Source organism: Roseateles depolymerans, from assembly GCF_003387155.1.
GTDB lineage: Bacteria > Pseudomonadota > Gammaproteobacteria > Burkholderiales > Burkholderiaceae_C > Roseateles > Roseateles depolymerans.
The window spans coordinates 376,114-400,953 of record NZ_QUMT01000001.1 but is presented as its reverse complement, the minus strand read 5'-3'; the positions used below and the strand labels follow the sequence as shown (position 1 = coordinate 400,953).

At 66.4% G+C, this 24,840-nt stretch carries 26 protein-coding genes; 4 read left to right on the top strand and 22 right to left on the bottom strand.

Annotation, left to right across the window (positions count from 1 at the left end; translation table 11 throughout):
- Window positions 1-3: 3 nt before the first annotated feature.
- The 4 genes from DES44_RS25235 to DES44_RS01665 form a co-directional block, all read right to left on the bottom strand.
- Entirely contained in the window at window positions 4-120 is a 117-nt protein-coding gene (locus DES44_RS25235; RefSeq protein WP_211326918.1) for a cytochrome oxidase small assembly protein, read from the bottom strand.
- A 7-nt stretch (window positions 121-127) separates the two neighbouring features.
- Window positions 128-1,753 (bottom strand): cytochrome c oxidase subunit I, encoded by a 1,626-nt coding sequence (gene ctaD / locus DES44_RS01675; protein WP_058936494.1) that lies wholly within the window; start codon window positions 1,751-1,753, stop codon window positions 128-130.
- Window positions 1,754-1,829: 76 nt separating this feature from the next.
- Window positions 1,830-2,960 carry a cytochrome c oxidase subunit II gene (coxB, locus tag DES44_RS01670; protein ID WP_058937590.1) on the bottom strand — a complete coding sequence of 377 codons (1,131 nt, stop codon included), beginning with the start codon at window positions 2,958-2,960 and terminating at the stop codon, window positions 1,830-1,832.
- Window positions 2,961-3,372: 412 nt separating this feature from the next.
- Window positions 3,373-4,290, bottom strand: a complete 918-nt coding sequence (locus DES44_RS01665) for a hypothetical protein (protein ID WP_083525842.1) — start codon at window positions 4,288-4,290, stop codon at window positions 3,373-3,375.
- A gap of 358 nt (window positions 4,291-4,648) precedes the next feature.
- Between DES44_RS01665 and DES44_RS24915 the strand changes: the two genes are divergently transcribed.
- Both DES44_RS24915 and DES44_RS01655 read left to right on the top strand, forming a co-directional pair.
- Window positions 4,649-5,143: a ComF family protein gene (locus DES44_RS24915; RefSeq protein WP_058936495.1), complete on the top strand. Its 495-nt coding sequence runs from the start codon at window positions 4,649-4,651 to the stop codon at window positions 5,141-5,143.
- A gap of 53 nt (window positions 5,144-5,196) precedes the next feature.
- Entirely contained in the window at window positions 5,197-5,667 is a 471-nt protein-coding gene (locus tag DES44_RS01655; RefSeq protein WP_058936496.1) for a tRNA (cytidine(34)-2'-O)-methyltransferase, read from the top strand.
- A gap of 87 nt (window positions 5,668-5,754) precedes the next feature.
- On the opposite strand, the gene DES44_RS01650 is transcribed toward DES44_RS01655, so the two are convergent.
- From DES44_RS01650 to DES44_RS01620, 7 genes are all read right to left on the bottom strand, one after another.
- The gene (locus tag DES44_RS01650; RefSeq protein WP_058937592.1) at window positions 5,755-6,765 is read right to left on the bottom strand and encodes an NAD(P)H-dependent glycerol-3-phosphate dehydrogenase; all 1,011 of its coding nucleotides are present in this window, start codon (window positions 6,763-6,765) and stop codon (window positions 5,755-5,757) included.
- A 162-nt stretch (window positions 6,766-6,927) separates the two neighbouring features.
- Complete coding sequence (gene secB / locus DES44_RS01645; protein ID WP_058936497.1) at window positions 6,928-7,389, bottom strand: protein-export chaperone SecB; 462 nt, start codon at window positions 7,387-7,389, stop codon at window positions 6,928-6,930.
- A 353-nt stretch (window positions 7,390-7,742) separates the two neighbouring features.
- Window positions 7,743-8,000: a glutaredoxin 3 gene (gene grxC / locus DES44_RS01640; protein WP_058936499.1), complete on the bottom strand. Its 258-nt coding sequence runs from the start codon at window positions 7,998-8,000 to the stop codon at window positions 7,743-7,745.
- A gap of 65 nt (window positions 8,001-8,065) precedes the next feature.
- Window positions 8,066-8,482, bottom strand: a complete 417-nt coding sequence (locus DES44_RS01635; protein ID WP_058937593.1) for a rhodanese-like domain-containing protein — start codon at window positions 8,480-8,482, stop codon at window positions 8,066-8,068.
- Window positions 8,483-8,602: 120 nt separating this feature from the next.
- The gene (locus DES44_RS25895; RefSeq protein WP_058936500.1) at window positions 8,603-10,114 is read right to left on the bottom strand and encodes a methyl-accepting chemotaxis protein; all 1,512 of its coding nucleotides are present in this window, start codon (window positions 10,112-10,114) and stop codon (window positions 8,603-8,605) included.
- A 116-nt stretch (window positions 10,115-10,230) separates the two neighbouring features.
- Window positions 10,231-10,647: a type 2 periplasmic-binding domain-containing protein gene (locus DES44_RS01625; RefSeq protein ID WP_083526108.1), complete on the bottom strand. Its 417-nt coding sequence runs from the start codon at window positions 10,645-10,647 to the stop codon at window positions 10,231-10,233.
- A gap of 27 nt (window positions 10,648-10,674) precedes the next feature.
- Window positions 10,675-11,880: a porin gene (locus DES44_RS01620; protein ID WP_058936502.1), complete on the bottom strand. Its 1,206-nt coding sequence runs from the start codon at window positions 11,878-11,880 to the stop codon at window positions 10,675-10,677.
- Window positions 11,881-12,087: 207 nt separating this feature from the next.
- Here DES44_RS01620 and gpmA point away from each other — a divergent pair, with 207 nt between their 5' ends.
- The gene (gene gpmA, locus DES44_RS01615; protein WP_058936503.1) at window positions 12,088-12,831 is read left to right on the top strand and encodes a 2,3-diphosphoglycerate-dependent phosphoglycerate mutase; all 744 of its coding nucleotides are present in this window, start codon (window positions 12,088-12,090) and stop codon (window positions 12,829-12,831) included.
- A gap of 220 nt (window positions 12,832-13,051) precedes the next feature.
- Here the strand turns inward: gpmA and DES44_RS01610 are convergent, their stop codons facing one another.
- The 7 genes from DES44_RS01610 to DES44_RS01580 all read right to left on the bottom strand — a co-directional run bounded on the left by DES44_RS01610 (window position 13,052) and on the right by DES44_RS01580 (window position 18,629).
- Entirely contained in the window at window positions 13,052-13,924 is an 873-nt protein-coding gene (locus tag DES44_RS01610) for a ribose-phosphate diphosphokinase (RefSeq protein WP_058936504.1), read from the bottom strand.
- 67 nt (window positions 13,925-13,991) lie between these two features.
- Complete coding sequence (locus DES44_RS01605) at window positions 13,992-14,693, bottom strand: lysophospholipid acyltransferase family protein (protein ID WP_232309837.1); 702 nt, start codon at window positions 14,691-14,693, stop codon at window positions 13,992-13,994.
- A gap of 35 nt (window positions 14,694-14,728) precedes the next feature.
- Window positions 14,729-16,051, bottom strand: coding sequence for a dihydroorotase (locus DES44_RS01600; RefSeq protein WP_058936506.1), 1,323 nt, complete (start codon window positions 16,049-16,051; stop codon window positions 14,729-14,731).
- A 19-nt stretch (window positions 16,052-16,070) separates the two neighbouring features.
- Window positions 16,071-17,033 carry an aspartate carbamoyltransferase catalytic subunit gene (locus DES44_RS01595; RefSeq protein ID WP_058937594.1) on the bottom strand — a complete coding sequence of 321 codons (963 nt, stop codon included), beginning with the start codon at window positions 17,031-17,033 and terminating at the stop codon, window positions 16,071-16,073.
- Window positions 17,034-17,035: 2 nt separating this feature from the next.
- On the bottom strand, window positions 17,036-17,530 hold the full coding sequence (pyrR, locus tag DES44_RS01590; protein ID WP_058936507.1) for a bifunctional pyr operon transcriptional regulator/uracil phosphoribosyltransferase PyrR: 495 nt from the start codon (window positions 17,528-17,530) through the stop codon (window positions 17,036-17,038).
- On the bottom strand, window positions 17,527-17,925 hold the full coding sequence (ruvX, locus tag DES44_RS01585; protein ID WP_058936508.1) for a Holliday junction resolvase RuvX: 399 nt from the start codon (window positions 17,923-17,925) through the stop codon (window positions 17,527-17,529). The genes pyrR and ruvX overlap by 4 nt, the downstream gene beginning before the upstream one ends.
- Window positions 17,926-18,050: 125 nt before the next feature.
- A complete protein-coding gene (locus tag DES44_RS01580; protein ID WP_058936509.1) occupies window positions 18,051-18,629 on the bottom strand; it encodes a YqgE/AlgH family protein in 579 nt (192 codons plus the stop codon).
- 33 nt (window positions 18,630-18,662) lie between these two features.
- Between DES44_RS01580 and DES44_RS01575 the strand changes: the two genes are divergently transcribed.
- On the top strand, window positions 18,663-20,246 hold the full coding sequence (locus DES44_RS01575; RefSeq protein WP_058936510.1) for a cryptochrome/photolyase family protein: 1,584 nt from the start codon (window positions 18,663-18,665) through the stop codon (window positions 20,244-20,246).
- Between the two features lie 91 nt (window positions 20,247-20,337).
- Here DES44_RS01575 and DES44_RS01570 read toward each other — a convergent pair whose 3' ends face one another.
- From DES44_RS01570 to DES44_RS01555, 4 genes are all read right to left on the bottom strand, one after another.
- The gene (locus DES44_RS01570) at window positions 20,338-21,222 is read right to left on the bottom strand and encodes a diguanylate cyclase domain-containing protein (RefSeq protein WP_058936511.1); all 885 of its coding nucleotides are present in this window, start codon (window positions 21,220-21,222) and stop codon (window positions 20,338-20,340) included.
- 222 nt (window positions 21,223-21,444) lie between these two features.
- Entirely contained in the window at window positions 21,445-22,083 is a 639-nt protein-coding gene (locus DES44_RS01565; protein ID WP_058936512.1) for a response regulator, read from the bottom strand.
- Window positions 22,064-23,521, bottom strand: coding sequence for a CHASE3 domain-containing protein (locus DES44_RS01560; protein ID WP_083525843.1), 1,458 nt, complete (start codon window positions 23,519-23,521; stop codon window positions 22,064-22,066). Before DES44_RS01560 ends, DES44_RS01565 begins: the two co-directional genes overlap by 20 nt.
- Before the next feature lie 261 nt (window positions 23,522-23,782).
- Window positions 23,783-24,763, bottom strand: coding sequence for a GGDEF domain-containing protein (locus DES44_RS01555; RefSeq protein WP_232309838.1), 981 nt, complete (start codon window positions 24,761-24,763; stop codon window positions 23,783-23,785).
- Window positions 24,764-24,840: the final 77 nt, after the last annotated feature.

Here is a 24,840-nt window from a genome sequence, read left to right as displayed (position 1 = left end):
TCCTCAGCGTCCCAGCCAGATGATCTTGGCCACAAAGCCAAGACCGAACACCAGCGCGACGCTCAGCAGCACGAGCGCCAGCTTCAGGTTGCTCTTCTTCTGATCGTCGCGAATGCTCATGGCCGGGTCAGCTCACGATGCGGGTGGCGGTCACGTCCAGCTTGGGCGGATTCTCGAAGGTGTGGAACGGGGCCGGCGACGGCACTTCCCACTCCAGGCCTTCGGCCGCTTCCCAGGGCTTCTGCGGGGCCTTGGCGCCCTTGCCGCGCATCATCGGAATGACCACGAACACAAAGAAGTAGACCTGCATCAGACCGAAACCGAACGCGCCGATGGAAGCCAGCATGTTGAAGTCGGCGAACTGCATGGGGTAGTCGGCATAACGACGGGGCATGCCGGCCAGGCCCAGGAAGTGCATCGGGAAGAAGGTGACGTTGAAGAAGATCAGCGAGCCCCAAAAGTGGATCTTGCCGCGCGTCTCCGAATACATCACGCCGGTCCACTTCGGGCCCCAGTAGTACACGCCGGCAAACAGCGCGTACAGAGAGCCGGCCACCAGCACATAGTGGAAGTGGGCCACCACGTAGTAGGTGTCCTGGATCTGGATGTCGATGGGAGCCACGGCGCAGATCAGGCCGGTGAAGCCGCCCATGGTGAACACGAAGATGAAGCCCACGGCCCACAGCATCGGGGTTTCGAAGGTCATGGAGCCGCGCCACATGGTGGCCAGCCAGTTGAAGATCTTCACGCCGGTCGGCACCGCGATCAGCATGGTCGCGTACATGAAGAACAGCTGGCCGGTCACCGGCATGCCGGTGGCAAACATGTGGTGGGCCCACACGATGAAGGACAGGATGGCGATGGAGGCCGTCGCATACACCATCGAGGCATAACCGAACAGGCGCTTGCGAGCGAAGGCCGGCACGATCTGGCTGATGATGCCGAAGGCCGGCAGGATCATGATGTAGACCTCGGGGTGCCCGAAGAACCAGAAGATGTGCTGGTACATCACCGGGTCACCGCCGCCGGCCGGGGTGAAGAAGCTGGTGCCGAAGTGACGGTCGGTCAGCGTCATGGTGATGGCGCCGGCCAGCACCGGCATCACGGCGATCAGCAGGTAGGCGGTGATCAGCCAGGTCCAGGCGAACATCGGCATCTTCATCAAGGTCATGCCGGGCGCCCGCATGTTCAGGATGGTGACGATGATGTTGATCGAGCCCATGATGGACGACGCGCCCAGGATGTGCATCGCAAAGATGCCGGCATCCATTGAGGGGCCCATCTGCAGGGTCAGCGGCGCGTAGAGCGTCCAGCCGGCGGCGGGTGCGCCTCCGGGCATGAAGAACGAGCCCACCAGCATCAGCGCGGCCGGGATCATCAGCCAGAAGCTGAAGTTGTTCATCCGCGCGAAGGCCATGTCGGACGCGCCGATCTGCAGCGGGATCATCCAGTTCGCGAAGCCCACGAAGGCCGGCATGATGGCGCCGAACACCATGATGAGGCCATGCATGGTGGTGAACTGGTTGAACTGTTCCGGGTTGAAGAACTGCAGGCCCGGCTGGAACAGCTCGGCGCGGATGCACAGCGCCAGGATCCCGCCGATCATCAGCATCGTGAAGCTGAACAGCAGGTAGAGCGTTCCGATGTCCTTGTGGTTGGTGGCGAACACCCAGCGACGCCAGCCGGTCGGCGCATGGTGATCGTCATGATGGTCATCAACGTGGCCGGTCGGGTGATCAAGCACTGCACTCATTTGGGAAGTCCTCGTCCGTCTGATGCACGGTTAGACACGGTGAGACACCGCTTCAGGGTCCGTCGTTGGGGCGCGTTCATTTGGCCCGCTCGGCCACGACCTCGGCGGGCTGAACGACCTGGCCGGTCTTGTTGGACCAGCTGTTCTTGGTGTAGGTGGCGACAGCGGCGATTTCCGTGTCGTTCAGGATGGCCTTCCATGCCGGCATCTGGTTGCGGCCATTGAGCAGCACGTGGATCTGGTCGGCATGGGTCTCCGACAGCACGAGCTTGGAGCCGTCCAGCGCCGGGAACTGGCCGGCGCCCTTGCCGTCAGGCCGGTGGCAGACGGCGCAGTTGGTGGTGTAGACCTTCTCGCCGCGGGCCATCAGCTCGTCCAGGGCCCAGACCTTGGAGGGGTCGTCCGCCTTGGCCGCGGCCTTTTTCTGTTCTTCCGCCACCCAGGCGCTGTAGGCCTGCTGGCTGAGCACCTTCACGTGGATGGGCATGTAGGCGTGTTCCTTGCCGCACAGCTCGACGCACTGGCCGTAGTAGTCGCCTTCCTGTTCGGCCTTGAACCAGGTGTCCCGCACGAAGCCGGGGATCGCGTCCTGCTTGACGCCGAAGGCCGGCACCATCCAGGAGTGGATCACGTCTTCGGCCGTGGTGATGACCCGCACCTTCTTGTTGACCGGCACGACCAGGGGGTTGTCCACCTTCAGCAGGTAGTTGTCGACATCACCGGGCTTGCCGGAGTCCGACAGGGCGCGCTGCGAGGCGTCCAGGGTGGAGACGAAATGGATGCCGTCGCCTTCGCCCTTGATGTATTCATAGCCCCACTTCCACTGGTAGCCGGTGGCCTTGATGGTGAGGTCGGCATTGGTGGTGTCCTTCATCGCCACCACGACCTTGGTGGCGGGCAGCGCCATCAGGATCACGATGATGAACGGCACCACCGTCCAGGCGATTTCCACCTTCACGCTTTCATGGAAGTTGGCCGCGACGGCGCCCTTGGACTTCCGGTGCTTGAAGATGGAATAGAACATCACGCCGAACACGGCGACGAAGATGAGCAGGCAGATGACCAGCATCATGTTGTGCAGCCACGCCTGTTCATGCGCGATTTTCGTGACTGCCGGATGCAGGTTGAGCTGATTGACCGCCGGCCCACCGGGCAGGTCGTTCACGGCCAGGGCCGACTGGCTGGCCAGCGCGACCGCTGCGGTCATCGCCAGCTGGCTGCACCGTCGCACCAGCGGATGCACATCACTGTTCATCATCGTCATGGTTCGTCTCTTCATCCAGTCTTTCTTGAGCTCTCGTCACCCGGGTCTCCACCAGGCGGTGTCGAAGGGCGATCTCCAGGGACCCCAGGCCCCCAGACCTCGCGGGGCGCGCCAGGGCTCACCGGGGCCTGCAGACGTACGGCCATCGGGTCGGAATTTTAGCCCACGCCCCTTTTTGGCCTTGTCCACGCTTTCACCCACGGCAAAGCCGTGCACCAAAGCTGGACTATGACTGCCGCCGAGGGCGTCAACCGCCCTGGAATACCCTCAGAGCGCCCTTCCAGAACGCTGTCCGCAACGCTTGACTCGCGTCAATTCTCACTCGACCGGCGGGCGTTGGGACCTGCCGATGGGGTCAGTGCTTGCCGGGTCCGCGGATCATGGCCCGCATCTGCTCCAGGGACACCTCGGTCTGTGCCGCCACTTTGACGCGCGGCTGCGGCTTGAAGGCATGGCCGTAGACCAGCTCGACGCTGAGTCCGAGGCGGCCATCCGGCCCGCGCAGGGATTCCAGCGCGGCCAGCAGCCGTGAATGCCACTGGCGGCCGCGCAGGCCGGGCGTGCGCAGCACCGACACATTGCCGCCCAGGGCGCGCAGGTCGGCCAGCAGCGATGCCGGGGTGGCCCAGGTCAGGCGCAGGTGCTCCTGGTCCATGACGGGATCGGCGAAGCCGGCATGCACCAGCATGTCGCCCAGGTCATGCATGTCCACCCACTCCGGGGTGGGAACGCCCCACCCTTGCTGGGTATAGAGCTGGCGGAGTTCGAGGAAGCTGTCCGGCCCAAAGCAGGAGAACATCAAAAAGCCGTCCACGGCCAGTGCCGCATGCCACTCAGCGATCAGACCTGGCTTGTCCGTTTCTGCATGCAGCTCCATGTTGGACCACAGCAACTGCGCCGCGCCGGCGGGCGCCTGGGCGACCAGCTCGGGCGTCATGCCGCCGCGCAGCCGCTCCAGCATCGACTGCATCCAGCCGCGGCGCAGGCGCTGCTGCCAGTGGGCGCGGACTGCGTCGTCCGGTTCGCACCACTGCTGCACGGCCTGGGGATATTGCTGGCGCAGACCGGCGTCGCCGCCGCCCACCGAGGGGCGGCGCTGAAGCACCTGCGCGGGTTGAAGTTTGATGACGGGCAGACGGTCCAGCATGCGCTGGGCGACTTCCTGATGCAGCCAGGGCGGCTGCTCGGCCAAGGCCAGACGACGGCGCTGCCGCCGTGCCGCCGCCGCATCAATCTGCTGTGTGCCTGGCGGCAAAGCCTCGTTCCCACTCATGGGGCGAGATTGTAGGCGGCGCCGGGAGACCTCATGACGCGGGGGAGTTTGGAAGGATCTCGTCGGATGAGTCAAAGGAGAGACGGTCGTGCTGAAGCGTTTGTTCCCACGTTGGCGGATGGGTCTGGGCTGGCCAGGGCAGTGCCTGCTGTGCCGTCAGTGGTGCCAGGGGCGCTGCTGCCCGGACTGCACCCGCCGGCTTGAGGGCGATGACCGCCCACGCTGCATCACATGCGGGCTGCTGCTGCCCGAGGGTCTAGCCGGCGAGGACGACCTCGATGCATGGGGCCCACCCTCCGCGAGTCCCCACTTCCATTGCGGTCGCTGCCTGCAAAAGCCCCCTCCCCTGCTGCGCTGCGTGGTGGCGCTGGATTACGCCTTCCCCTGGGACCAATGCCTGCAGGCCCTGAAATTCCGCGCGCGGCTGGAGATGGCGCCCTTGCTGGCCCAGTCACTGGAGGCAGCGCTGAGCCGGGCCCAGGCCCCACGGCTGGCACTGCCGGCGGCCACGCTGGTGCTGCCCATTCCCTTGTCTGCCCAGCGCCTACGTGAGAGGGGTTTCAACCAGAGCCTGGAGATCACGCGGCACCTGCCCGGGCGGCGACAATACCGGGTGTGCGCCCGCACCCTGGTGCGGACCCGGCATACCCAAAGGCAGTCGGAGCTGCCGCTGGCCGAGCGCCTGGCCAACCTGCGTCGGGCCTTTGCGGTGACGCGGCCTCTGGACGGTCAGCATGTGGCTATCGTGGATGACGTGATGACCAGCGGCGCGACCCTCTTCGAAGCGGCGGCGGCCCTGCATCGGGCGGGCGCGGCCACTGTGCAGGCCTGGGTGGTGGCGCGCACGCCCTGACGCGTGAAGGCTGGTGCGCAGCGAACCGGCGCGAGAGTTATTGGAAGGATTTCATGTTCAACATCGTGCTGGTGCATCCGGAGATTCCGCCCAACACAGGCAACGTCATCCGCCTGGCGGCCAATACCGGCTGCCGGCTGCACCTCATCGAACCGCTGGGGTTCTCGATGGAGGACCGCCTGCTGCAGCGGGCGGGTCTGGACTATCACGAATACGCCCCGGTCCTGCGCCATGCCGACTGGGACACGTTCCTGGCGGCCGAACGGCCGGACGAATCCCGCCTGTTTGCCTTCACCACGCGGGGCAGCCGGCTGCTGCCGGAGGTCGAGCTGCGCGGGGGGGACTACCTGGTCTTTGGCTGCGAGACGGCCGGCCTGCCGCCGGCGCTGCGGGACAGCTTCCCGCTGGCGCAGCGCGTGCGCCTGCCGATGCGCAGCGGCCAGCGCAGCCTCAATCTCAGCAATGCCGTGGCGGTGGCGGTCTTCGAGGGCTGGCGCCAGAACGGCTACGTCGACGGCGTGTGAGGCCCAAGGAAGGACGACTTCGAGCGCCCGCTGGCGGTCAATGGGCGCTCGGTGTGGGTCGCCTCGCAGGCAGCGGCTCGCGCCGCTTCACCATTCCGACTTGGCCTGACGTCCCATGAGCGCTTCCATGGCGCCATGCGTATCCAGGCGGCCTTCCAGCACATCGACCACGGCGGCGGTGATGGGCATTTCCACGCCCAGGGACTGAGCCCGGGACAGGACGGTGGGTGCGCTGTAGACGCCTTCGGCCACATGGCCCAGGCGTTGCAGGATGGCGGGCAGGTCCAGGCCTTCGGCCAGCAGCAGGCCCACGCGGCGGTTGCGGGACAGGTCGCCGGTGGCGGTCAGCACCAGGTCGCCCAGCCCGGCCAGTCCCAGCAGGGTTTCCGGCTGCGCGCCCAGCGCCAGGGCCATCCGCTGCATCTCTGCCAGGCCGCGGGTAATCAACGCAGCGCGCGCATTCAGCCCGGGCCCCTTCTTGCCTTCCAGTTCGGCGGCCAGACGCAGCCCGTCGGCGATGCCCACGGCGATGGCCATCACATTCTTCACTGCCCCGCCCACTTCCACCCCGACGGGATCGGCCGACGAATACACCCGCAGCCGCTCGCTATGAAACGCCTGCACGCCCAACTGCGCCAGTTCGGCATGTTCCGACGCGGACACCAGCGCCGTGGGCTGCCCTGCAGCCACCTCCTGCGCAAAACTCGGCCCTGACAACACGCCGGTGGCCAAGTGCGGCACCACCTCGCGGGCAATCTCATGCCCCAGCTGACCGGTGCCGGCCTCAAACCCCTTGCACAGCCACAGACAGCGCGAGCGAGGCGGCAGCACGGCCAGCATGCTGCGCAGCGCGGCCATCGGCGTGGCGACCACGATCAACCCGTCCTGCCCATGCGCCAGCGCGGCGGCCAGATCGCTGCTCAGGTGCAGCGACTCGGGCATGGGCGCGTCGGGCAGATAACGGGCATTGCGCCGGTCGACCTGCATGGTGGTGACACTGGCGGCATCCCGGGCCCAGAGCACGACGTCGTGGCGGGCGCTGGCGGCGATGGCCAGGGCGGTGCCCCAGGCACCGGCGCCGAGCACGCTGATCTTCATGCGCAGGAGAGGATCGGACATGGTGGTCAGAGAAGGACAAAAACCGGAACGGACCAGCGTCGGACAAACGTCGGACGGGACAAGGCCCGTCGGGGACCAGAAGCAGAAACGCCGGCCGGGCGGTTGCTTCCGCGGGGCCGGCGCTGGTCAGGCGGGGACTGCTCAGTTGGGAGCGGATTCGCCGCCGGCGCCCAGGGCCTGGGCTTGCTGTGCTTCGAACATGGCCTGGAAGTTCACTTCGGTCAGCAGCACGGGCGGGAAGCCGGCGCGGGTGCAGACGTCGGACACGATGGCGCGCAGATAGGGGTAGATCATCTGCGGGCAGACGATGGCGAGGATGCCTTCGAGCTGTTCCTGGGGCACGTTGCGGATCTCGAAGATACCGGCTTGCTTGGCCTCGATCAGGAACAGGGTCTTGTCCTGAACGGTGGTGGTCACGGTGGCGGTCACGCTCACTTCGAACAGGCCTTCGGCGACCGGTTCGGCGGACAGGGCCAGCTTGATATCCACTTGCGGCTGCGCCTGCTCCAGCAGGATCTGCGGGGCATTGGGCTGCTCCAGCGACAGGTCCTTGAGGTACATGCGCTGAATTTGGAACACGGGGGTGCTGTTGTCGTCGGCCATGCTTCTTCCAAAAATGGGAAGGCCCGCAGGCGCGGGCCGTGAAAAGCATTATGGCACTGCCGGTCCCGCCTCCATGAAGGGGGATCACCCAACATGAAACGAAGCGCGAGTCACGCTTCTGCAATGTCCCGCCCGTCTGCAAAGACGAGCGCCCCGCAGTCTAGCCCCGGCAACACACCTCCGCTCACGCGGACGAAGATCGTTGCAGTCCTCGGTTCAGGAAACAGGGAGCCCGGGGCCTCTTTGCGGAAGTTAAGAAGGGAATGGCCGGCGAAGCCGGACAGGAATGACATGGAGCAAAGGGGCCCCGGGCTTCCTGTTTCCGGCGCGTAGGCAACTAGCCCCCGCCAAACTCACCCTGCGAGCAACGGCTGCAGCGCACCCTTTTGGTCGAGCGCGATCAGATCATCACACCCCCCCACATGGGTCTCACCGATGAAGATCTGGGGCACCGTCCGACGCCCGGTCAGCGCGATCATGGAATCCCGCTGCGCCGGATCCAGGTCCACGCGGATTTCTTCAATCTGATCCACGCCGCGCTGCTTGAGCAGGGACTTGGCCCGCACGCAGTAGGGGCAGACCTGGGTGGTGTACATCTTCACGGCGCGCATCGCCTTACCTCCAAAATGCTGTTGAGCCTCCGAGGAGGCTCCACGGTGAGCCGCAAGGGCGGGAATCAGGCCGCGGACTTCTCCACCGGCAAGCTGGCTTCCCGCCAAGCGGCCAGTCCACCGGCCACGGGCACCACTTGCGTGAAGCCCTGACCACGAAGGATGCCAGCCGCGCGACTTGCGCGTGCGCCGGTCTTGCACATCAGCACCAGCGGCAGGGCCTTATTGGAGGGCAGTTGCTTGATCGGCTCGCCGGTGGTGAGCAGATTCAGGGGGACGTTCCGGGCGCCCACAGCATGCCCTTGGGCGAATTCTTCGGGCTCGCTCACATCAATGAGCACGCCTTTCTCACGGTTGAGCAGCCGCACCGCCTCGGCCGTGCTCACGCCGCCGGCCTTGCCGCGAAACGAGGTCCACAGCAGCAAGCCGCCGGAAATCACCGCCGTCAGCACCAGATACCAGTTGTCGATCAGGAATTTCAAAGCCAGGCCCAACCAATGAAAACCGCAGATTATAGGTTTCGCCCCACGAAACAACGGGCTCGCCGGCGTCTGACCGGGAGCCCGTCTTCAGGGGTGATGTGAGGGCGCGCCCTCGTTCGCTCACAGCCGGAACGTCGACACCGCCGTCTGCAACGCCCGGGCTTGCTGCTCCAGACTGTTGGCAGCGGCGGCCGCCTCCTCCACCAGCGCCGCATTTTGCTGCGTCATCTGGTCCAGCTGCAGCACCGACTGGTTCACCTGCCCGATCCCCTGGCTCTGCTCGGCCGACGCCGCCGTGATCTCGCTGATGATGTCCGACACCCGCTGCACGCTCGCCACGATCTCGTCCATCGTCGCGCCGGCATCCTGCACCAGCCGCGAGCCCGACTCGACCCGCTCCACGCTGGCGCCGATCAGCGACTTGATCTCCCGCGCCGCTTCCGCACTGCGCTGCGCCAGCGACCGCACTTCCCCGGCCACCACCGCGAACCCACGCCCCTGCTCCCCGGCCCGCGCGGCTTCCACCGCGGCATTCAGGGCCAGGATATTGGTCTGGAACGCGATGCCGTCGATCACCCCGATGATGTCGCCAATCTTGCGCGAGCTTGCGGTGATCTCGTCCATCGTCGACACCACCTGCCCCACCACTTCGCCGCCCCGACGCGCCACCGTCGCCGCCGAGCCCGCCAGCTGATTCGCCTGGCTCGCCGCATCGGCGCTCTGCCGCACCGTCTCGGTCAGCTGCTGCATGTTGGATGCTGTCTGCTCCAGCGACCCGGCCTGCTTCTCCGTCCGGGTGGACAGGTCCTGATTGCCGGCGGCGATCTCGCGGGACGCCACCGTCATCGAATCCGTGCCATTGCGCACTTCGCTCACGATGGCCTTGAGCCCCTGCGCCGTGTCCCGCACGGCGGCCAGCAGACTCTGGTCGGCGCCCGGCGCCACCTGGATCTGCTGCGCCAGATCGCCCTCGGCCATCTGCTGCATCACCTGGCGGGCGTATTCCGGCTCCCCGCCCAACTGCTTCCACACGCTGTTGATCAGCAGCCACGACCCCAGGCCCAGGCACAGCACCACCACCACGCCGCTCACCACCGTCACCAGCACGCTCGCCGACACCCCGCCTTCCGCGCGGGCCAGCGACGCATCGAAACTGCCTTGCGCGTCCTTGCCGGAAGCGGCCAGCAGATCCGCCAGCGCCTTCTGCGCTGCCTGCATCTTGGGAATGGCGCCCGCCTGGTCGCCCTGCTTGATGCCCAGGAACAGCTGCGCCGTATCCACCGACGCGGCGTAATACGCCTCGAACGCCTTGTCCAGCTGGCCGCCCTCGTCGGCCCGGCCGGGAATCGCCTTGATGCCGGCAATCACCTTGCGCATGCTCGCGGCCCGTTCCCCGGCTTCATCCAGCCGCTTCTTCTCCCCCTCGGCCACCGCACTCTGGATGGTGCCGCTGAGGTTCTCCAGCTGCGACGACAGCTGCGTCGTCGCCACCAGGTAGGGATAGTCGGCCTCTCCCAGCGCGGTGATCGCGCCGGACGTCCGGGTGGAAAAGAACAGCACCACCGCGATGCCCACCGCAAAGATCAGCGCCGCCACCACGGGCAGCATCGCGATTCGCGTCTTCAGCTTCATCTTCTGTCTCCAGCACACGCGCAGGCGCCGACCTGGGTGGGGCGGCGCCTGCGGCTTTTGCATCGTCTGCAGGACGTCCTGCGCGAACGTCCAGGTTTTACTCAGCGCCAGGCGCTTCAGTCAACGCTGAGCACCACCTTCACCGAGCTGTCCACGGCCGACTTCTCGATATAGCCGATCGCATCCGGATTACCGGCCACGAACTTCTTCACATCGGCCGAGCTGCCCAGTTCCTTGGGCGGCGTGCCCTTGCCCGAGAACACCAGGCGCGACCAGGCCGCCTTCACCTGGGCCGACGACTTGCCGGTGGCCTTGGTGTAGAAAGTCTCGCGCGCGCCGGCGCTTTCCGGCAGGTCCACCGCCACGGCGGCATTGCCATTGGGCAGCGCATTGCTCTTGCCCAGGAAGATCGACGCGACCTGGTCCGCCGTCATGCTGGCCACGGCACTCTTCGGATTCACCACCACGGCCACCTGGGCCTGTGCTGCCACGCCCGCCACCAGCAGCGCGGCGCCCACGATCATCTTGTTCATCTTGAATTGCATCTGGGACCTCGCCGCTTAGAACACGAAATCAACCGCCAGGCTGTAGACGCCGACGCGCTGGTTGGCGAAGCCAGGCTGCGGGTTGTAGAACTGGCCGGCACCGGTCGTCTTGATGCTGTCGTACTGGGCCTTCACGGCGATGTTGCGCATCGCGTCCCAGCGCATGCCCAGGGCGATCGTCTTCTGCGGCGTGCTCTGCGAGCTGGCCACTGCGGCCACGGTGGCATTGAGCACCGACGGCGCCGGCACGGTGTTGTTTACATTCAGGCTGTCCGTCTTTTGCTGCGACAGCGTGGCGTAGGGCGTGAACTTGCCGATGCGATAGCCCAGCGTGGTGTACCAGCCGGTGGTGTCCGGCACGAAGGTGTCGGTCTTGCGCTGGGTGTATTCAGCGGCGGCGACCCAGTTGCCTTCGTCATAGGTCAGGCCGATGCTGGAGAAGGTCGCGTCCTTGCCATTGGGGTCGAGCTGATCACCAATGCTGGCGTAGGGCGTGGCGCGCAGCGCGGCGACGAAGGTGTTGACCGTGGCGTTGTGGACCGTCACCTTGCCCATCACATGACCCACACGCAGCGTCAGGCCGTCCATCAGCTCGGCCGATGCATTCAGGCCGACCATGTCCTTCAGGTCCACCTTCACCCGACGCACATACGAAGAGCTCTGGCCGGCGAAAGCGCCCAGCGTGACCGAATGACCGGCGAGCTGCGTCGTCCAGTTCACGTCACCGCCATCGAAATGGCTGACCGGCACCTGGCCGTAGACATCGATGGGCGGACGCAGCCAGGTGTTGGCATAACCGACATCACGGAAATCCGACACCGCAAAGAACGGGGCGCCCATGCGGCCCAGACGGAAGGCCAGGCCCGGCGTTGCCTGGTATTTGCCGAAGGCCCATTCGATCTGCGGCGTCCAGCTGCCCTTGCCGTTTTGCTTGGTCAGCACCTGCACGGTGGCGGAGAACTGCTGGTTGAACTTGGCGGCACCCTGCACGCCCAGCTTGGTGTCGACGTCGGCGCTGAACGACTTGTCGGCGCCATGGGTCTGGCCGGGGATGACATATTGCGCGCCGTCCTTGGACGTGCCCACCACACCGACCGTGCCGAAACCGGACAAGGAGAACATCGACTCCTGCTGGGCCTGGGCTTGCGCGCCCACGGCGGCCATCGCCAATGCTGCACCCAGCGCCACCGGCGTCAGACGCCCACTCTTCACAACCATCATGGAGGAACTCCTCATTCTTCGTTACCAACTACACCGACACCTCACACGGCGGACCGGTCGCTTCGGCCAGAGCCCTGGCACACCCGCATTCGTCCGACGCGAACCTGTTGTCGGTCCTTCACAAACCTTCTTGATCCCGCAGCCCGAGAGGGCTGCCTCTAGAATCCGCGCAGTCCGCCGGAGACCGGCAAAACCTCACGGATCCCCATGTACAAGCTCGTGCTCATTCGCCACGGCGAATCCACCTGGAACCTCGAAAACCGGTTCACCGGCTGGACCGACGTCGATCTGACCCCCACTGGCGTCGCCCAGGCCCAGCAAGCGGGCCGGCTGCTCAAGGAAGCCGGTCTGGACTTCGACGTTGCCCATACCTCCGTCCTCAAGCGCGCCATCTGGACCCTGTGGCATTGCCTGGACCAGATGGACCGCCAGTGGCTGCCCGTGCGTCACAGCTGGCGCCTGAACGAGCGCCACTACGGCGCCCTGCAGGGCCTGAACAAGGCCGACATGGCCAAGCAGTACGGTGACGAGCAGGTGCTGGTCTGGCGCCGCAGCTACGACACCCCGCCGCCGGCCCTGGAAGCCTCCGATCCGCGCAGCGAGCGCAGTGACGTCCGGTATGCCGGACTGGAGCCTTCTCAGATTCCGCTGACCGAATGCCTCAAGGACACGGTGGCACGGGTGCTGCCCTATTGGAATGAGCAGATCGCGCCGGCTATTTTGTCTGGTAAGCGAGTGTTAATTGCGGCCCACGGCAACAGTATCCGGGCCCTCGTGAAATATTTGGACAACATCGCGGACGACGCGATCGTTGGCGTGAATATTCCCAACGGCATACCGTTGGTTTACGAATTGGACAAGGATTTGAAGCCCATCAAGAGCTATTACCTGGGCGATGCGGAAGCGGCCGCCAAGGCCGCTGCTGCGGTGGCCAGCCAGGGCAAGGCCTGAAGGGCGGGGGCTGGGAGTCGCCGCAGTCGGGGACATTATTTCAGTATGTCCGTCACCTAGGCGACACGGAATTTCCATTCATTGCAGTAGCCCGGTCCACCATAATAAAAAACCCCGCACATGCGGGGTTTTTTATTGGGTCTTTAGTAAGACTTTAAATATCTCGACCGTTCATTAGTCTCGAAATTCGCGAGTACCTCTATCCGGACGCGGTAATCATTCACGCTGACCGCAGTGAATCCGCTACCAGACGCGAAATGCACACTGAATTGCTGGCATGAGGCACCGCATTGCTGCTCCAGACCTGCCGCACGCCGGCTTCATGCAGCGCGGGCAGGGCATCGCCATTGAACAGGGCATGGGTCACCGCCACGTCCACGCTGGTGGCCCCGCGGGCCAGCGCCTCCCGGGCGGCGCCCATCAGCGTGCGTCCGGTGGAGGCCATGTCATCCAGCAACACCACCGGCCGTCCCGCCACCGCCACGTCGGGAAACGCCAGTTGCACCTGGGTGTCGCCGTGACGGACCTTGCGTCCGATGGCATGGTCCAGCCCACCGGCCTTTGCGGCATCAGCCACCCATTGGCCGGATTCCTCGTCCGGCCCCACCAGCAGCGCGCCCGGCACCTGGTCTGCAATCCAGCGGCCCAGCAGGCCGGCCGCCGACAAGGCCAGACCCACGCCGGGCGGCATCACCTCGTCCAGGCTGCTGATGCGGTGCAGATGCGGGTCCACCGTCACCACCCGGTCGAACTGGGTGGCCAGCAGCGCGGCGATGTGACGCTGGCTGACCGCCTCGCCAGGGGTGAACTCCTTGTCCTGCCGCATGTAGGCCAGATAGGGAGCGACCAGGGTCAGACGACGGGCGCCCCAGGCACGGGCGGCTGGCGCGGCAATCAGCAGCTCCACCAGCCGGTCGTTCGGAGTGTGCTGAAGGCCGCGCAGCAGCACCACCTCGGAGGGCAGCGGCTTGGGCAGCACCAGTCGCAGTTCGCCATCCGGGAAGCGGTGTCGGCGGATCAGGCCCAGCGGGCAGTCCAGTGCGGCGGCCAGACGGTGGGCCAGCCCTTCTTCATCGTCGAATGCCAGCAGCATGCGCCACCTCTCTCTTACTTCAGTCGCCAGGTCGGTCACCCGGCCGGTCGCCGGATGGGTCGCCCGCTCAGGGCGGCGGCAAGGCCGCCGACAACCGCTGACTCAGGATCTCGGCCAGCGCCCGCCGTTCCATGCCATGGGTCTCGATGAGCGGCAGTCGCTCGATCCGGATCGACAGGTCCCGGGCGGTCAGGATACGCCACAGGCTTTCCATCAAGGTCATCTGGCCGATGAAGCGGGCGTCCTCGCTGTAGGGCTGGCCCGGCTGGTGCCAGCGCAGCACCACCGGCTGCAAGGGGGCCCCGACACTGATGGCCGCCTGCAGCAAATTGGCATGCAGCGGCAGCAGCGGATACCCAGGACCGGTGGTCCCCTCCGGGAAGACGGCCACCACTTCGCCGCGCTGCAGCGCTTCGGCGGTCTGGTGCACCACCCGCAGCGCGTCGCGCTTGCTGGCCCGCTCGATGTAGAGCGTGCCCACGGCAGTCGCCAGGCCGCCCACCAGCGGCCAGTGCTGGATGTCCGACTTGGACACGAAACGCGCTTCCGGCATCACCGCATGCATGGCGGCAATGTCCAGCCAGGACACATGGTTGGCGGTGATCAGCCGGGCGGTGTCCGGCGCCGGCCCGACCGACTCCAGCCGCACGCCCAAGGCCCGCAGCATCTTGGCCGACCACCAGCCCACATAGCCGTGGCGCTGGTCGGGCGTGAGCCCTTTCCATCGGACGTTCACGATCCACAGACCGTGCACCAGATGGGTCAGCATCCGGACTACCCGTCCGGCCGCCACCAGCGCCCGCATCAGGCGGCCGCTTCCGTCACCAGGGATTCGTAGGCCACCGTGCCCGCGACCAGCGTGAACCGCACCTGGCCGGGCAGTTCAAAACCGGTGATGTCGAAGGCAAAAGGCGTGTGCTTGCCCTGGCTGACCAGGCGCTCGGGCGTCACGGCGCCGGAGGCTTCGGGATCGAAGACGCAGACATCGCCCACGCCACCCTCCACCAGGCGGCCGGCGCTGGCCGACAGCGAGCCCAGCGCCCCGCCCAGCACTTTGACCGGACGCGCGGTGATCACATCCAGCGCGCGGGCCATCGGCAGGCCTTCGTCCTGGGCCCAGCGCAGCGCCAGGCTCAGCAGCAGTTCCAGACCGGTCGCACCGGGCGTGGCTTCCGCGAAAGGCAGGTGCTTTTCGTCGGTGGAGACCGGGTTGTGGTCGCTCACCAGGGCATCGATCGTGCCGTCCGCCAGACCCTGGCGCAGGGCGTCCCGGTCGCGCTGCTGGCGCAGCGGCGGCTGGAGGCGGAAAGCGGGGTTGAAGTAGCCGATGTCCACATCGGTCAGGTGCAGCGAGTTGATCGACACATCGGCCGTCACTGGCAGGCCTTCCTGCTTGGCACGGCGCACCAGGTCCACGCCGGCGGCGCTGCTGAGGCGACACAGATGCACCCGGGCGCCGGTGGCCCGCACCAGTTCCAGGATGGTGTGCAGGGCGACGGTTTCGGCGGCCACCGGCTCGCCGGACAGGCCCAGGCGCGTGGCGACCGCGCCGCTGGCGGCCACGCCACCGCTGAGCCAGGGGTCGCGCGGATGCAGCCAGAGCGCATAACCGAAGCTGGCGGCGTACTGCATGGCGCGCTGCATCGTCAGCGTATTGCGGATCGGCTCGGCGGCATGGGAGAAGGCGACGCAGCCGGCTTCGGTCAGCTCGGCCATCTCGGTCAGCGTCTCGCCGGCCAGTCCGCGGGTGATGGCGCCCAGCGGGAACAGGCGGCAGCGGCTGAGCTTGCGGGCGCGGAACTTGAGCATTTCCACAAGGCCCGGCTCATCCAGCGCGGGGTCGGTGTCGGGCGGGCAGACCAGGCTGGTCACACCACCGGCGGCGGCGGCGGCCAGTTCGCTCTCCAGCAGGCCTTCGTGCTCGTGCCCCGGTTCGCGCAGCCGCGCGGCCAGGTCCACCAGGCCGGGGGCCACCACCAGGCCGGTGGCGTCGATGGTGCGGTCGGCGGTGAAGTCACCCACCTGCCCCACGCCGACGATACGGCCCGAGGCAATCGCCAGGTCACCCGTCTGGTCCAGGCCCGAGGCGGGGTCCAGCAGGCGTCCGTTCTGAATCAGGATCTTCATACAGTGCTCCAGCCTCTCTTCAAGCCTCGTTGCCGGCCAGGATGGACATCACGGCCATGCGCACCGCAATGCCGAAGGTGACCTGCGGCAGGATGACGCTGTGCTGGCCATCGGCCACGCTGGACGAGATTTCCACGCCGCGGTTGATGGGGCCCGGGTGCATCACGATGGCATCGGGCTTGGCCAGGGCCAGTTTCTCGGGGGTCAGGCCGAAACTCTTGAAGTACTCGCCGGCGCTGGGCAGCATGGCGCCGCTCATGCGCTCGTTCTGCAGGCGCAGCATGATGATGACGTCGGCATCGCGCATGCCTTCGGCCATGTCGTGGCACACGCGCACGCCCATGTCCTTCAGGTCACCGGGCACCAGGGTCTTGGGGCCGACGGCGCGGATCTCGGGCACGCCCAGGATGTTCAGGGCATGGATGTCCGAGCGGGCCACCCGGGAGTGCACGATGTCGCCGACGATCGCCACCGTCAGCTGGGTGAAGTCCTTCTTGTAGTGACGGATGGTGTACATGTCCAGCAGCCCCTGCGTGGGGTGGGCATGACGGCCGTCACCGGCATTGACCACATGCACATGCGGCGCGCAGTGCTGGGCGATCAGATAGGGGGCGCCGGACTCGCTGTGGCGCACCACGAACATGTCGGCATGCATGGCCGAGAGGTTGGCCACCGTGTCCAGCAGGGTCTCGCCCTTGGCGGTGCTGGAGCGGGCGATGTCGAGGTTGATCACGTCAGCGGACAGGCGCTTGGCGGCGATCTCGAAGGTGGTGCGGGTGCGGGTGCTGTTCTCGAAGAACAGGTTGAACACCGACTTGCCGCGTAGCAGCGGCACCTTCTTCACTTCCCGGTCGTTGACCGACAGGAAGGTGCCGGCGGTGTCCAGGATCTGATGGATGACCGCGCGGGGCAGCCCCTCGGTGGAGAGCAGGTGGACCAGCTCGCCGTGCTTGTTCAGTTGGGGGTTTCGTTTACTCAGCATGGTCATTTCACGTCAAAGCTGAACCGTCCGTCGGTGTCCTTGGCCAGGCGCAGGCGCTGCTCGGGCGCCAGGGCGACGCGGGCGGCGGAGAAGGCCGGCTCGATCGGCAGTTCGCGGCCGCCGCGGTCCACCAGCACGGCCAGGGTGACGCTGGCGGGGCGGCCGAAGTCGAACAGCTCGTTGATCACGGCGCGGGTGGTGCGGCCGGTGTAGAGCACGTCGTCGATCAGCAGGACGTGACGGTCGTTGATGTCGAAGGGCAGGCGCGTGTGGTCGGTGGTGGCGCTCATGCCCTTGGAGCCGAAGTCATCGCGATGCAGGGCGCTGGAGATCACGCCGTGCTGGCCGTCGAGCTGCAGGTCCTGCTGCAGGCGTTCGGCGAGCCAGGCGCCGCCGGACCAGATGCCGACCAGGGCGACCTGGGGCTGCAGCAGCCGGTGCACGCCGCGGCGCAGGTCCGCATACAGGGCTTCTGCATCGAGAAGGAGAGTGCTCATGGAGATTCCCGGAAATACTGTTCGAGGATCAGGGCGGCGCTGGCGGCATCCAGGTCGCGCGCGCCTTGGGACTGGGCTTCGGCGCTGGTGTAGCGTTCATCGACTTCCAGCACCGTCAACTTGAAGCGTCCGCGCAGTTGCCCTGCAAACCGCTGCGCACGCTGGGTCATCTCATGGGGCTGCCCATCGGGGTGCCGGGGCACGCCGACGACCAGCGCATCCGGCTGCCATTCCTGGATCAGCTTGCCGATGGCCACGAACCGCGCGTCGCCCTGCTCCGCAATCGTCCGCAGCCCCTGCGCCGTGCCCAGCAACCGATTCCCGCTGGCCACCCCAATACGCTTCGTCCCGAAATCAAAACCAAGCAGCTGCACAGGCACCTTCTCAGCACCCATCACGCCGCCCCCGCCCAGTCGCGCAGCGACGCTGGGCCCATCCGGCCACGCCCGTGGAACTGGCTCTGCCAGGCCACCGGGCGGCGCCCCTTGGGGGCAGGAGCGAAGCGACTGGGGGGCTTGATTTATGCATGCCCTGCCTCTGGGCTGAGCATGCGGGGGTCGATGCCGAGGAGCGCCAACGCCTTTTCGTAGCGTTCCTCGATCGGCGTCTCAAAAATGATCTCCGGCGTTGCATTCACCGTGATCCAGCCGTTGCGCCCCAGCTCCTCTTCCAGTTGCCCGGCCGCCCATCCGCTGTAGCCCAGCGTGATCAGCACCCGCTTGGGGCCCGCGCCATGCGAGAGGGCCTCCAGCACATCCCGGCTGGTGGTCATCTCCAGCCCGCCCGGCACTGCCAGCGTGGCGTTGTAGTGATTGCCCTGCGCGTCCAGCGGTTCATGCAGCACGAAGCCGCGCTCCGTCTGGACCGGCCCCCCGTAGAACACGGGGCGAGCCGCCAGGTCTTCATCCGGCAGTTCCAGTTCGACCTTCTCGAAGAGGTTGCCCAGGGTCAGGGAAATCGGTTTGTTGATGACCAACCCCAGGGCACCCTTCTCGTTATGCTCGCACAGGTAGACCACTGACCCGGCAAAGGTCTCGTCCACCATGCCCGGCATGGCGATCAGGAACTGGTTGGTCAGATCGATGCGTTCCTTGGACATGCGGGCATTCTATTTCACCGACACTCCCCGTCCATGACGAACGCCTCCTCCCACGGCGGCTCCAGCGCCGCCCCCGATCCGAACACCGCCCTGGTCTGGTTCCGCCGCGACTTGCGGGCCGACGACCATGCCGCCCTCTTCCACGCCCTCAAGCGCCACACCCGGGTGTTTTGCGTGTTCGTGCTGGACACCGACATCCTGGACCCCCTGCCCCGCGCCGACCGCCGTGTCGCCTTCATCCTGGACGCGCTGCGGGTGCTGGACGCCGACCTGGGCCGGCTGGCCGACGGTGCCGGCCTGATCGTGCGGCATGGCCCGGCCCGGAAGGAACTGCCCGCCGTGGTGGCAGCGCTGGGCGCGGGCGCGCTCTACTTCAATCACGACGACGAGCCGGACGCCCTGAAACGGGACACCGCCGTCGGCGACGCCCTGCTGAGCCGCGGCGTGTCGGTGCAGAGCTTCAAGGACCATGTCATCTTCGAGCGCTCGGAGATCCTGACCGGCAGCAGGCAGCCCTATGGCGTGTTCACGCCCTACAAGAACAACTGGCTCAAGACCGTCAACGACTTCTACCTCAGCGCCTACCCGGTCAGCCGGTATGCGCGCCACCTGGCACCGCTGACCGATGCGCTCCAGGCCGACCTGGCGGCCCTGCCCGCCTCATCCCGCTCCCACGCCAAGGCCGCGACGCCGAAACACCACCGACGGGTGCCGACGCTCGAGGAGATCGGATTCGAGTCGGTGGCGGTCAACCCCAAGCTGATGGACGGCAGCGACGGCGCACAGCGGCTGTTCAAGGACTTCCTCACCCGCATCGACCGCTACGACGAGCAGCGGGACTTCCCCGCCGTGAAGGGCCCCAGCTACCTGAGCGTGCATCTGCGATTCGGGACGGTGTCCATCCGCCAGTTGGCCCGCGAAGCCAGCGCCCGGGCCCGCAAGGGCAACGAGGGCGCGCAGACCTGGCTGTCCGAGTTGATCTGGCGCGATTTCTACCACCAGGTCATGCATCACCATCCGCATGTGGTGGGCCAGGCCTACCGGCCGGAATACGACCGCATCCAGTGGGAAAGCGGAGCCGAGGCCGAGCGGCTTTTCAAGGCCTGGTGTGAAGGACGCACCGGCTACCCCATCGTGGACGCCGCCATGACCCAGCTCAACGAGACCGGCTACATGCACAACCGGCTGCGCATGGTGACGGCCAGCTTCCTGATCAAGGACCTGGGCATCGACTGGCGCTGGGGGGAGCGGTACTTCGCGCAGCAGTTGCTGGACTTCGACCTGGCCGCCAACAACGGCGGCTGGCAATGGGCGGCCTCCAGCGGCTGTGATGCGCAGCCGTATTTCCGCATTTTCAATCCGGTCAGCCAGAGCGAGAAATTCGATGGCGACGGCAAATTCATCAAGCGCTACCTGCCGGTGCTGGAGAAGCTGCCCCCGAAGCTGATCCACGCGCCCTGGACGGCCCGCGCGGTGGAACTGCAGGCCTGCGGCGTGACGCTGGGCCGCGACTATCCGGAACCGATCATCCGGCACGAGGTGGCGCGCATGGCGACGCTGGACCGGTATTCGGTGGTCAAGGACCGCAAGCTGCCGGAAGGGGCGGCCGAGGCCTAGCCTCAGGTGCTGGTGCTGGTGCTGGTGCTGGTGCGGGTTCTGTGCTGGTGCTGGTGCTGGCGCTGGCGCTGGTTGGGCGGCGGCGCCGCCTTCAGTGCACCACCGCGCTGCCGTCCGACGGCAGCGACTCGCCATGGGCCCGGCACTCCGCCAGATTCAGCAGGCCTCGCGCGCTGATGGCGTCGCGGGGATACACCGCCACACCGACCGAGCAGTGCAGCAGCAGCGGCCGTCCGGCCAACTGGAAGGGCTGGCTCAGCGCCTCGTCCAGCCGCTGCGAAAGCGCCTCCGCATCCGCAGCGGTCGCCACGCGGGACACCACCAGCGCAAACTGCTCATCCGCATGACGGGCCAGCAGGTCCGATTCGCCGGTGCAGGCCTTCAGACGCTGTCCCAGCTCCACCAGCATCGGCGCGGTGGCGGCCGGCCCGTGGGAGAGCAACAGGGCCTGCAGTCCCCGCAGCACCACCACGGCCACGACCACCGGCTGGGCCTCGCCGCGCAGCACCCGCAAGACCTGGTCCAGCCGCTCCAGCAGCGCGACCTGGCCCAACAGCCCGGTGACCGTGTCCCGCAGCAGGGGCGACATGCGGGTCTGGCGTCCGGTGGCCGCCTCGCTCTGCAGCAGCTCTTCGAGGTCGTTGAACAGCGTCTCCAGGCCGGTGCCCTTGTCGTAGAAGCCGTCCGCCCCGGCCTTGATGCACAGGTCCTTGTAGAGCTCGGCCGACTGCTGGCTCAGCATCAGGATGCGTCCCTTGTAGCCACGGCCGCGCAACTCTCGCAACACATCGAGGCCGGTGCCGACGGCCAGGTTCATGTCCAGCAGCACCGTCTGCGGCTGCAGCCAGTCGATCAGCGCGATGGCCTGCGGTGCCCCTTCGGCCTCGCCAATGACGCGGGCTCCCGGCATCAGGTCCAGCCTGGCTGCCAGCAGTCGGCGAATGGCCGACGAGTCCTCGACGAGGAAGATATCCATGGGACGCTTTCTTCAGATGCCGCCCGTCGTTGAGCGGCTTGGCTCGCATCTTGAGCCCACCGCGTGACCGCGTTGAGAAGCGTGCCTCGCAAGCCGGTGTGGGGTGTCCACCAGAGCTCTTGTACTGAAATCACCTACAAGGTCGGGACAGCGGTATCTGCGTGACAAACCTGTCGCCCCACCCCCCCGGATCGCGGGGGGAGCACGGCCGCAGACGGGGCCTTACAGCGCATCCGTCAGGCCATGCTGCAGGCAGTACTTGGTCAGCTCGGTGTTATTGCGCCAGCCCGTTTTCTCCAGGATGCGGGCGCGATAGGTGCCGACCGTCTTGGCCGACAGGTGCATGGTGTCGGCGATCTCCGCCGGCGTCTTGCCGGCGGCAATCAGGAGCATCACCCGATGCTCCTGCGCGGACAGCTGCTCATGCGGCAACTGGTTGGGCGCATGACCGCTGAGCAGCCCCAGCAGATGGTCCGCCATGGCGGCGGTGACGTAGCGGCCGCCGGCCAGCAGCCGCTGCAGCGCCTGGACGAGTTCGTCGGTGGCCTTGTCCTTGGGCAGGTAGCCGGAGACGCCCATCTGCAGCAGCCGGGCCGCATAGGCCGACTCGGCATTCAGGCTGAGCACCAGGACCGGCACGTTCTTGATGGCACGCAGGATGCGGCTGGCGCCTTCGGTGCCGGTGGCATCCGGCAGCGACAGGTCCAGCACGATGGCATTGGGCGGCTCGGCCTGCCCCAGGCGGAGGGCGTCGGCAATGGTGGATGCTTCATCGATCTGGGCATCCGGCCACTGGGAGTGGATCAGCTGCTTGACCCCCAGCCGCATGATCGGATGGTCATCAACGATCAGAAACCTCATCCCAACCCTCCTCGTTTTCAATGGCAGCAGATCTGGACGCCGGGCCTGAACCGGAAGCGGCCTGCGCCGACGTCGCGTTCGGCACGGCCATTTTCATCGGCACACGGACTTCCACCCTCGTGCCCTGTCCGGGGGCGGGCCCGAAACTCATCTCGCCCCCTGCCAGTACGGCACGCTCTCGCATGTTTCTCAAACCGGATGCATCGGCCCGGATCTGGCCGGGCCCGACGCCATCATCCTGGATTCTCAGCCAATAGTCGCTCCCCTCAAGCCGTGACTCGATGGCCAGATGCTGGGCCTGTGCATGACGCAGCACATTCGTGGCGGCTTCCTGCAGCAGCCGGAACAGCTGGTTGTGCTGCTCAGCATCCAGTCCTTCGTCGGAGCTCAGGTCCAGCGTCACGGCCAGGCCCGATTGGCGCTCCAGGCCCTGGGCGTAATGCTGCACCGCGGCAGAGAAGCCGAAGTCGTCCAGCAGCGGGGGTCGCAGGGCGGAGGCAATGCGACGCGCGGCGCCGATCACGTCGTCCGAGATGCCCAGCAGTTCATCGAGCATCGGCTCGCGCGTGGGGGCCAGCTTGCGGGTCAGCGAGATCACCAGCATCTTGCTGGCGGTGCCGAGCTGCCCGAGCTGGTCGTGCACTTCGCGGGCCAGGCGCCGCCGCTCGCCTTCGACGCTGCGGTCCAGTTCAGCCGCAAAGCTCTGGATGCGATCAAGCGCGTCGCGCAGGGCCTGGGTGCGCTGGTCCACCACCGTCTCCAGGTGCGCATGGCTGTCGCGCAGCGCGGCTTCGGCTTCGTCGCGGCGCTTGCGTTCTACCCAGAGGGCCAGCAGCGCGGCGGCCACCAGGGTGCCGCCGACCACCGGGAAGATCTGGGCCAGCAGTGCCGTCTGCTCCTGCTGCTCCCGCACGGCGGATTCAATCTCATTGATGCGTTGCTGCTGCAAGGCGTCCAGCCGGTCGAGCTCTCCGCGAATCTCGTCCATCAGCTGCTTGCCGGCCACCCAGGCCTGCACATTGCGAATGGCGGCTTCGCCGAGCTTCCAGCGGCTCTCGACATTCTGGGCCAGTTGCACACGCCGGTCTGCAATCAGTCGGTCCAGACGTGCAATGGCCGCGTCCTGCGCATCGCCGGAGCGCTGCAGGGCGGATTTCAATTCACCATAACGAGGATCGAGTTCCCGCAATCCATGGTCGTAGGGCTGGAGAAAACTGGCATCCCCCGTAATGAGGAAACCGCGTTGACCGGTTTCCAGGTCCACCAGCAGATGATTGAACCGGCTGATCAGCACCTGCGTGCTGAATGCATGGGCGCGCACATTCTCCAGACGGGTCAATTCGCCCAGGCTTCGGTATTCACCATAGGCGGTCACCACAAAGGCCACACAGCCGGCCAGCAAGAGGCCCGCGGCCACCGGGAAGCTCAATATGCGCATGCAGATGGGGACCTGTCGGCCCGCTTGGTCTGTTCCGCGGTCATTGTCCCTAGCACTGGTTGAGTCATTGCCCACCCCGACCCGGTTGAATGACCACCCCTTCGCGTCAGACGCGCAGCCCCCACCCTAGAGGCGGGCGTGAATAAATGCAAGCCCGGCGCGGCCTGCAATGGCGATGAACTGGCCTGGAAGGAATGCCAGACAGTGTCCGGCATGCGAGCAATGCACTGAAGCGAGTGCAGAAGCGATCGTCGAGACGATTCAGAACAGCTCGACGTCGCTGGTATGACTCGCTTCGGACATCTGGCCCTGCGCAATCAGCGTGGCATGGCTCTGCACCTGATTGCGACCGGCGCCCTTGGCGTGATAGACCGCCTTGTCGGCGCGCTCGAAGGCGCCCGCCGGCGAGTCACCCGCGCGGATCTGAGTGAAGCCGATGCTCACCGTGATGCGGCCCACCTGCGGGAAGGCGTAATGCTCGGTGTTGTGACGGAAGCGCTCAAAGGCATTGGCGGCGTCTTCCTCGTTTTCGCAGCGCATCAGCACCACGAATTCCTCGCCCCCGAAACGGTAGAGCAGGTCATTGAAGCGGAAGGTGTTGCGCATCAGGCGCGACAGCAGCAGCAGCACTTCGTCGCCAATCAGATGGCCGAAACGGTCATTGATGGATTTGAAGTGGTCAATGTCCAGCACGCCCAGCCAATAGCGCGGATGCACTTCCGTCTGGCGGCGCTCTTCCTGCCCGCTGCTGGCGGCCCGGCCGGGCAGCTCGGACACAGCCTTGAGGAAGCTCTCGTCAAAGGTCTTGCGGTTGAGCAGACCGGTGAGGGTGTCCCGCTCGCTGTAGTCCAGCAAGCCCTGGAAGTTGTGATAGATGCGCAGCACGCTGATGACCAGCCGCTGGGACGACGGGCTCGGACGGCTGGAGGTCTGCAGTTCCAGCACCCCGATGACCTCGCGCTCGGTGGCGAGCGGGAAGTAGGTGATCCACTGCTTCTGGTCGCGGTCCTGCAGGACGGCACGTTCCTTCAGGCACTGGTGACGGCGGGGGACGTCTTCCAGGCGCGCCAGCTTGTCAGGGTCGACCCAGACCGAGTCTGCAGTCGCCACCGTGTCTTCGGCGCGCAGGCGGGCGCGGGTCAGCCACCGCTGCTGGCCGGGCTCGCCGACACAGCGGTAGATGGCGACCGACGCCGGGGTTTCCAGAAGATCACGCAGGGCCGTGACCAGTGTGACGTCCATGACGTCACGGTCACGAAACCCGGTGAGTTCTGCAAGATGATCAACGACCTGAGGCATGGCGCTGTTTCAATCCACGC

What these genes read in the sequence shown, in the direction of transcription:
- DES44_RS01555 (WP_232309838.1), bottom strand. Translation starts at nt 24,763, where the DNA reads ATGGACGTCACACTGGTCACGGCCCTGCGTGATCTTCTGGAAACCCCG.
- DES44_RS01565 (WP_058936512.1), bottom strand. Translation starts at nt 22,083, where the DNA reads ATGAGGTTTCTGATCGTTGATGACCATCCGATCATGCGGCTGGGGGTC.
- DES44_RS01620 (WP_058936502.1), bottom strand. Translation starts at nt 11,880, where the DNA reads ATGATGGTTGTGAAGAGTGGGCGTCTGACGCCGGTGGCGCTGGGTGCA.
- DES44_RS01560 (WP_083525843.1), bottom strand. Translation starts at nt 23,521, where the DNA reads ATGCGCATATTGAGCTTCCCGGTGGCCGCGGGCCTCTTGCTGGCCGGC.
- DES44_RS01580 (WP_058936509.1), bottom strand. Translation starts at nt 18,629, where the DNA reads ATGTCCAAGGAACGCATCGATCTGACCAACCAGTTCCTGATCGCCATG.
- DES44_RS01655 (WP_058936496.1), top strand. Translation starts at nt 5,197, where the DNA reads ATGTTCAACATCGTGCTGGTGCATCCGGAGATTCCGCCCAACACAGGC.
- DES44_RS01650 (WP_058937592.1), bottom strand. Translation starts at nt 6,765, where the DNA reads ATGAAGATCAGCGTGCTCGGCGCCGGTGCCTGGGGCACCGCCCTGGCC.
- secB (WP_058936497.1), bottom strand. Translation starts at nt 7,389, where the DNA reads ATGGCCGACGACAACAGCACCCCCGTGTTCCAAATTCAGCGCATGTAC.
- DES44_RS25235 (WP_211326918.1), bottom strand. Translation starts at nt 120, where the DNA reads ATGAGCATTCGCGACGATCAGAAGAAGAGCAACCTGAAGCTGGCGCTC.
- ctaD (WP_058936494.1), bottom strand. Translation starts at nt 1,753, where the DNA reads ATGAGTGCAGTGCTTGATCACCCGACCGGCCACGTTGATGACCATCAT.
- grxC (WP_058936499.1), bottom strand. Translation starts at nt 8,000, where the DNA reads ATGCGCGCCGTGAAGATGTACACCACCCAGGTCTGCCCCTACTGCGTG.
- DES44_RS01595 (WP_058937594.1), bottom strand. Translation starts at nt 17,033, where the DNA reads ATGCTGAGTAAACGAAACCCCCAACTGAACAAGCACGGCGAGCTGGTC.
- ruvX (WP_058936508.1), bottom strand. Translation starts at nt 17,925, where the DNA reads ATGGGTGCTGAGAAGGTGCCTGTGCAGCTGCTTGGTTTTGATTTCGGG.
- DES44_RS01605 (WP_232309837.1), bottom strand. Translation starts at nt 14,693, where the DNA reads ATGCTGACCCATCTGGTGCACGGTCTGTGGATCGTGAACGTCCGATGG.
- DES44_RS01625 (WP_083526108.1), bottom strand. Translation starts at nt 10,647, where the DNA reads ATGAACAAGATGATCGTGGGCGCCGCGCTGCTGGTGGCGGGCGTGGCA.
- pyrR (WP_058936507.1), bottom strand. Translation starts at nt 17,530, where the DNA reads ATGAGCACTCTCCTTCTCGATGCAGAAGCCCTGTATGCGGACCTGCGC.
- DES44_RS01575 (WP_058936510.1), top strand. Translation starts at nt 18,663, where the DNA reads ATGACGAACGCCTCCTCCCACGGCGGCTCCAGCGCCGCCCCCGATCCG.
- DES44_RS01610 (WP_058936504.1), bottom strand. Translation starts at nt 13,924, where the DNA reads ATGCTGCTGGCATTCGACGATGAAGAAGGGCTGGCCCACCGTCTGGCC.
- DES44_RS01665 (WP_083525842.1), bottom strand. Translation starts at nt 4,290, where the DNA reads ATGAGTGGGAACGAGGCTTTGCCGCCAGGCACACAGCAGATTGATGCG.
- coxB (WP_058937590.1), bottom strand. Translation starts at nt 2,960, where the DNA reads ATGACCGCAGCGGTCGCGCTGGCCAGCCAGTCGGCCCTGGCCGTGAAC.
- DES44_RS01570 (WP_058936511.1), bottom strand. Translation starts at nt 21,222, where the DNA reads ATGGATATCTTCCTCGTCGAGGACTCGTCGGCCATTCGCCGACTGCTG.
- DES44_RS01600 (WP_058936506.1), bottom strand. Translation starts at nt 16,051, where the DNA reads ATGAAGATCCTGATTCAGAACGGACGCCTGCTGGACCCCGCCTCGGGC.
- gpmA (WP_058936503.1), top strand. Translation starts at nt 12,088, where the DNA reads ATGTACAAGCTCGTGCTCATTCGCCACGGCGAATCCACCTGGAACCTC.
- DES44_RS25895 (WP_058936500.1), bottom strand. Translation starts at nt 10,114, where the DNA reads ATGAAGCTGAAGACGCGAATCGCGATGCTGCCCGTGGTGGCGGCGCTG.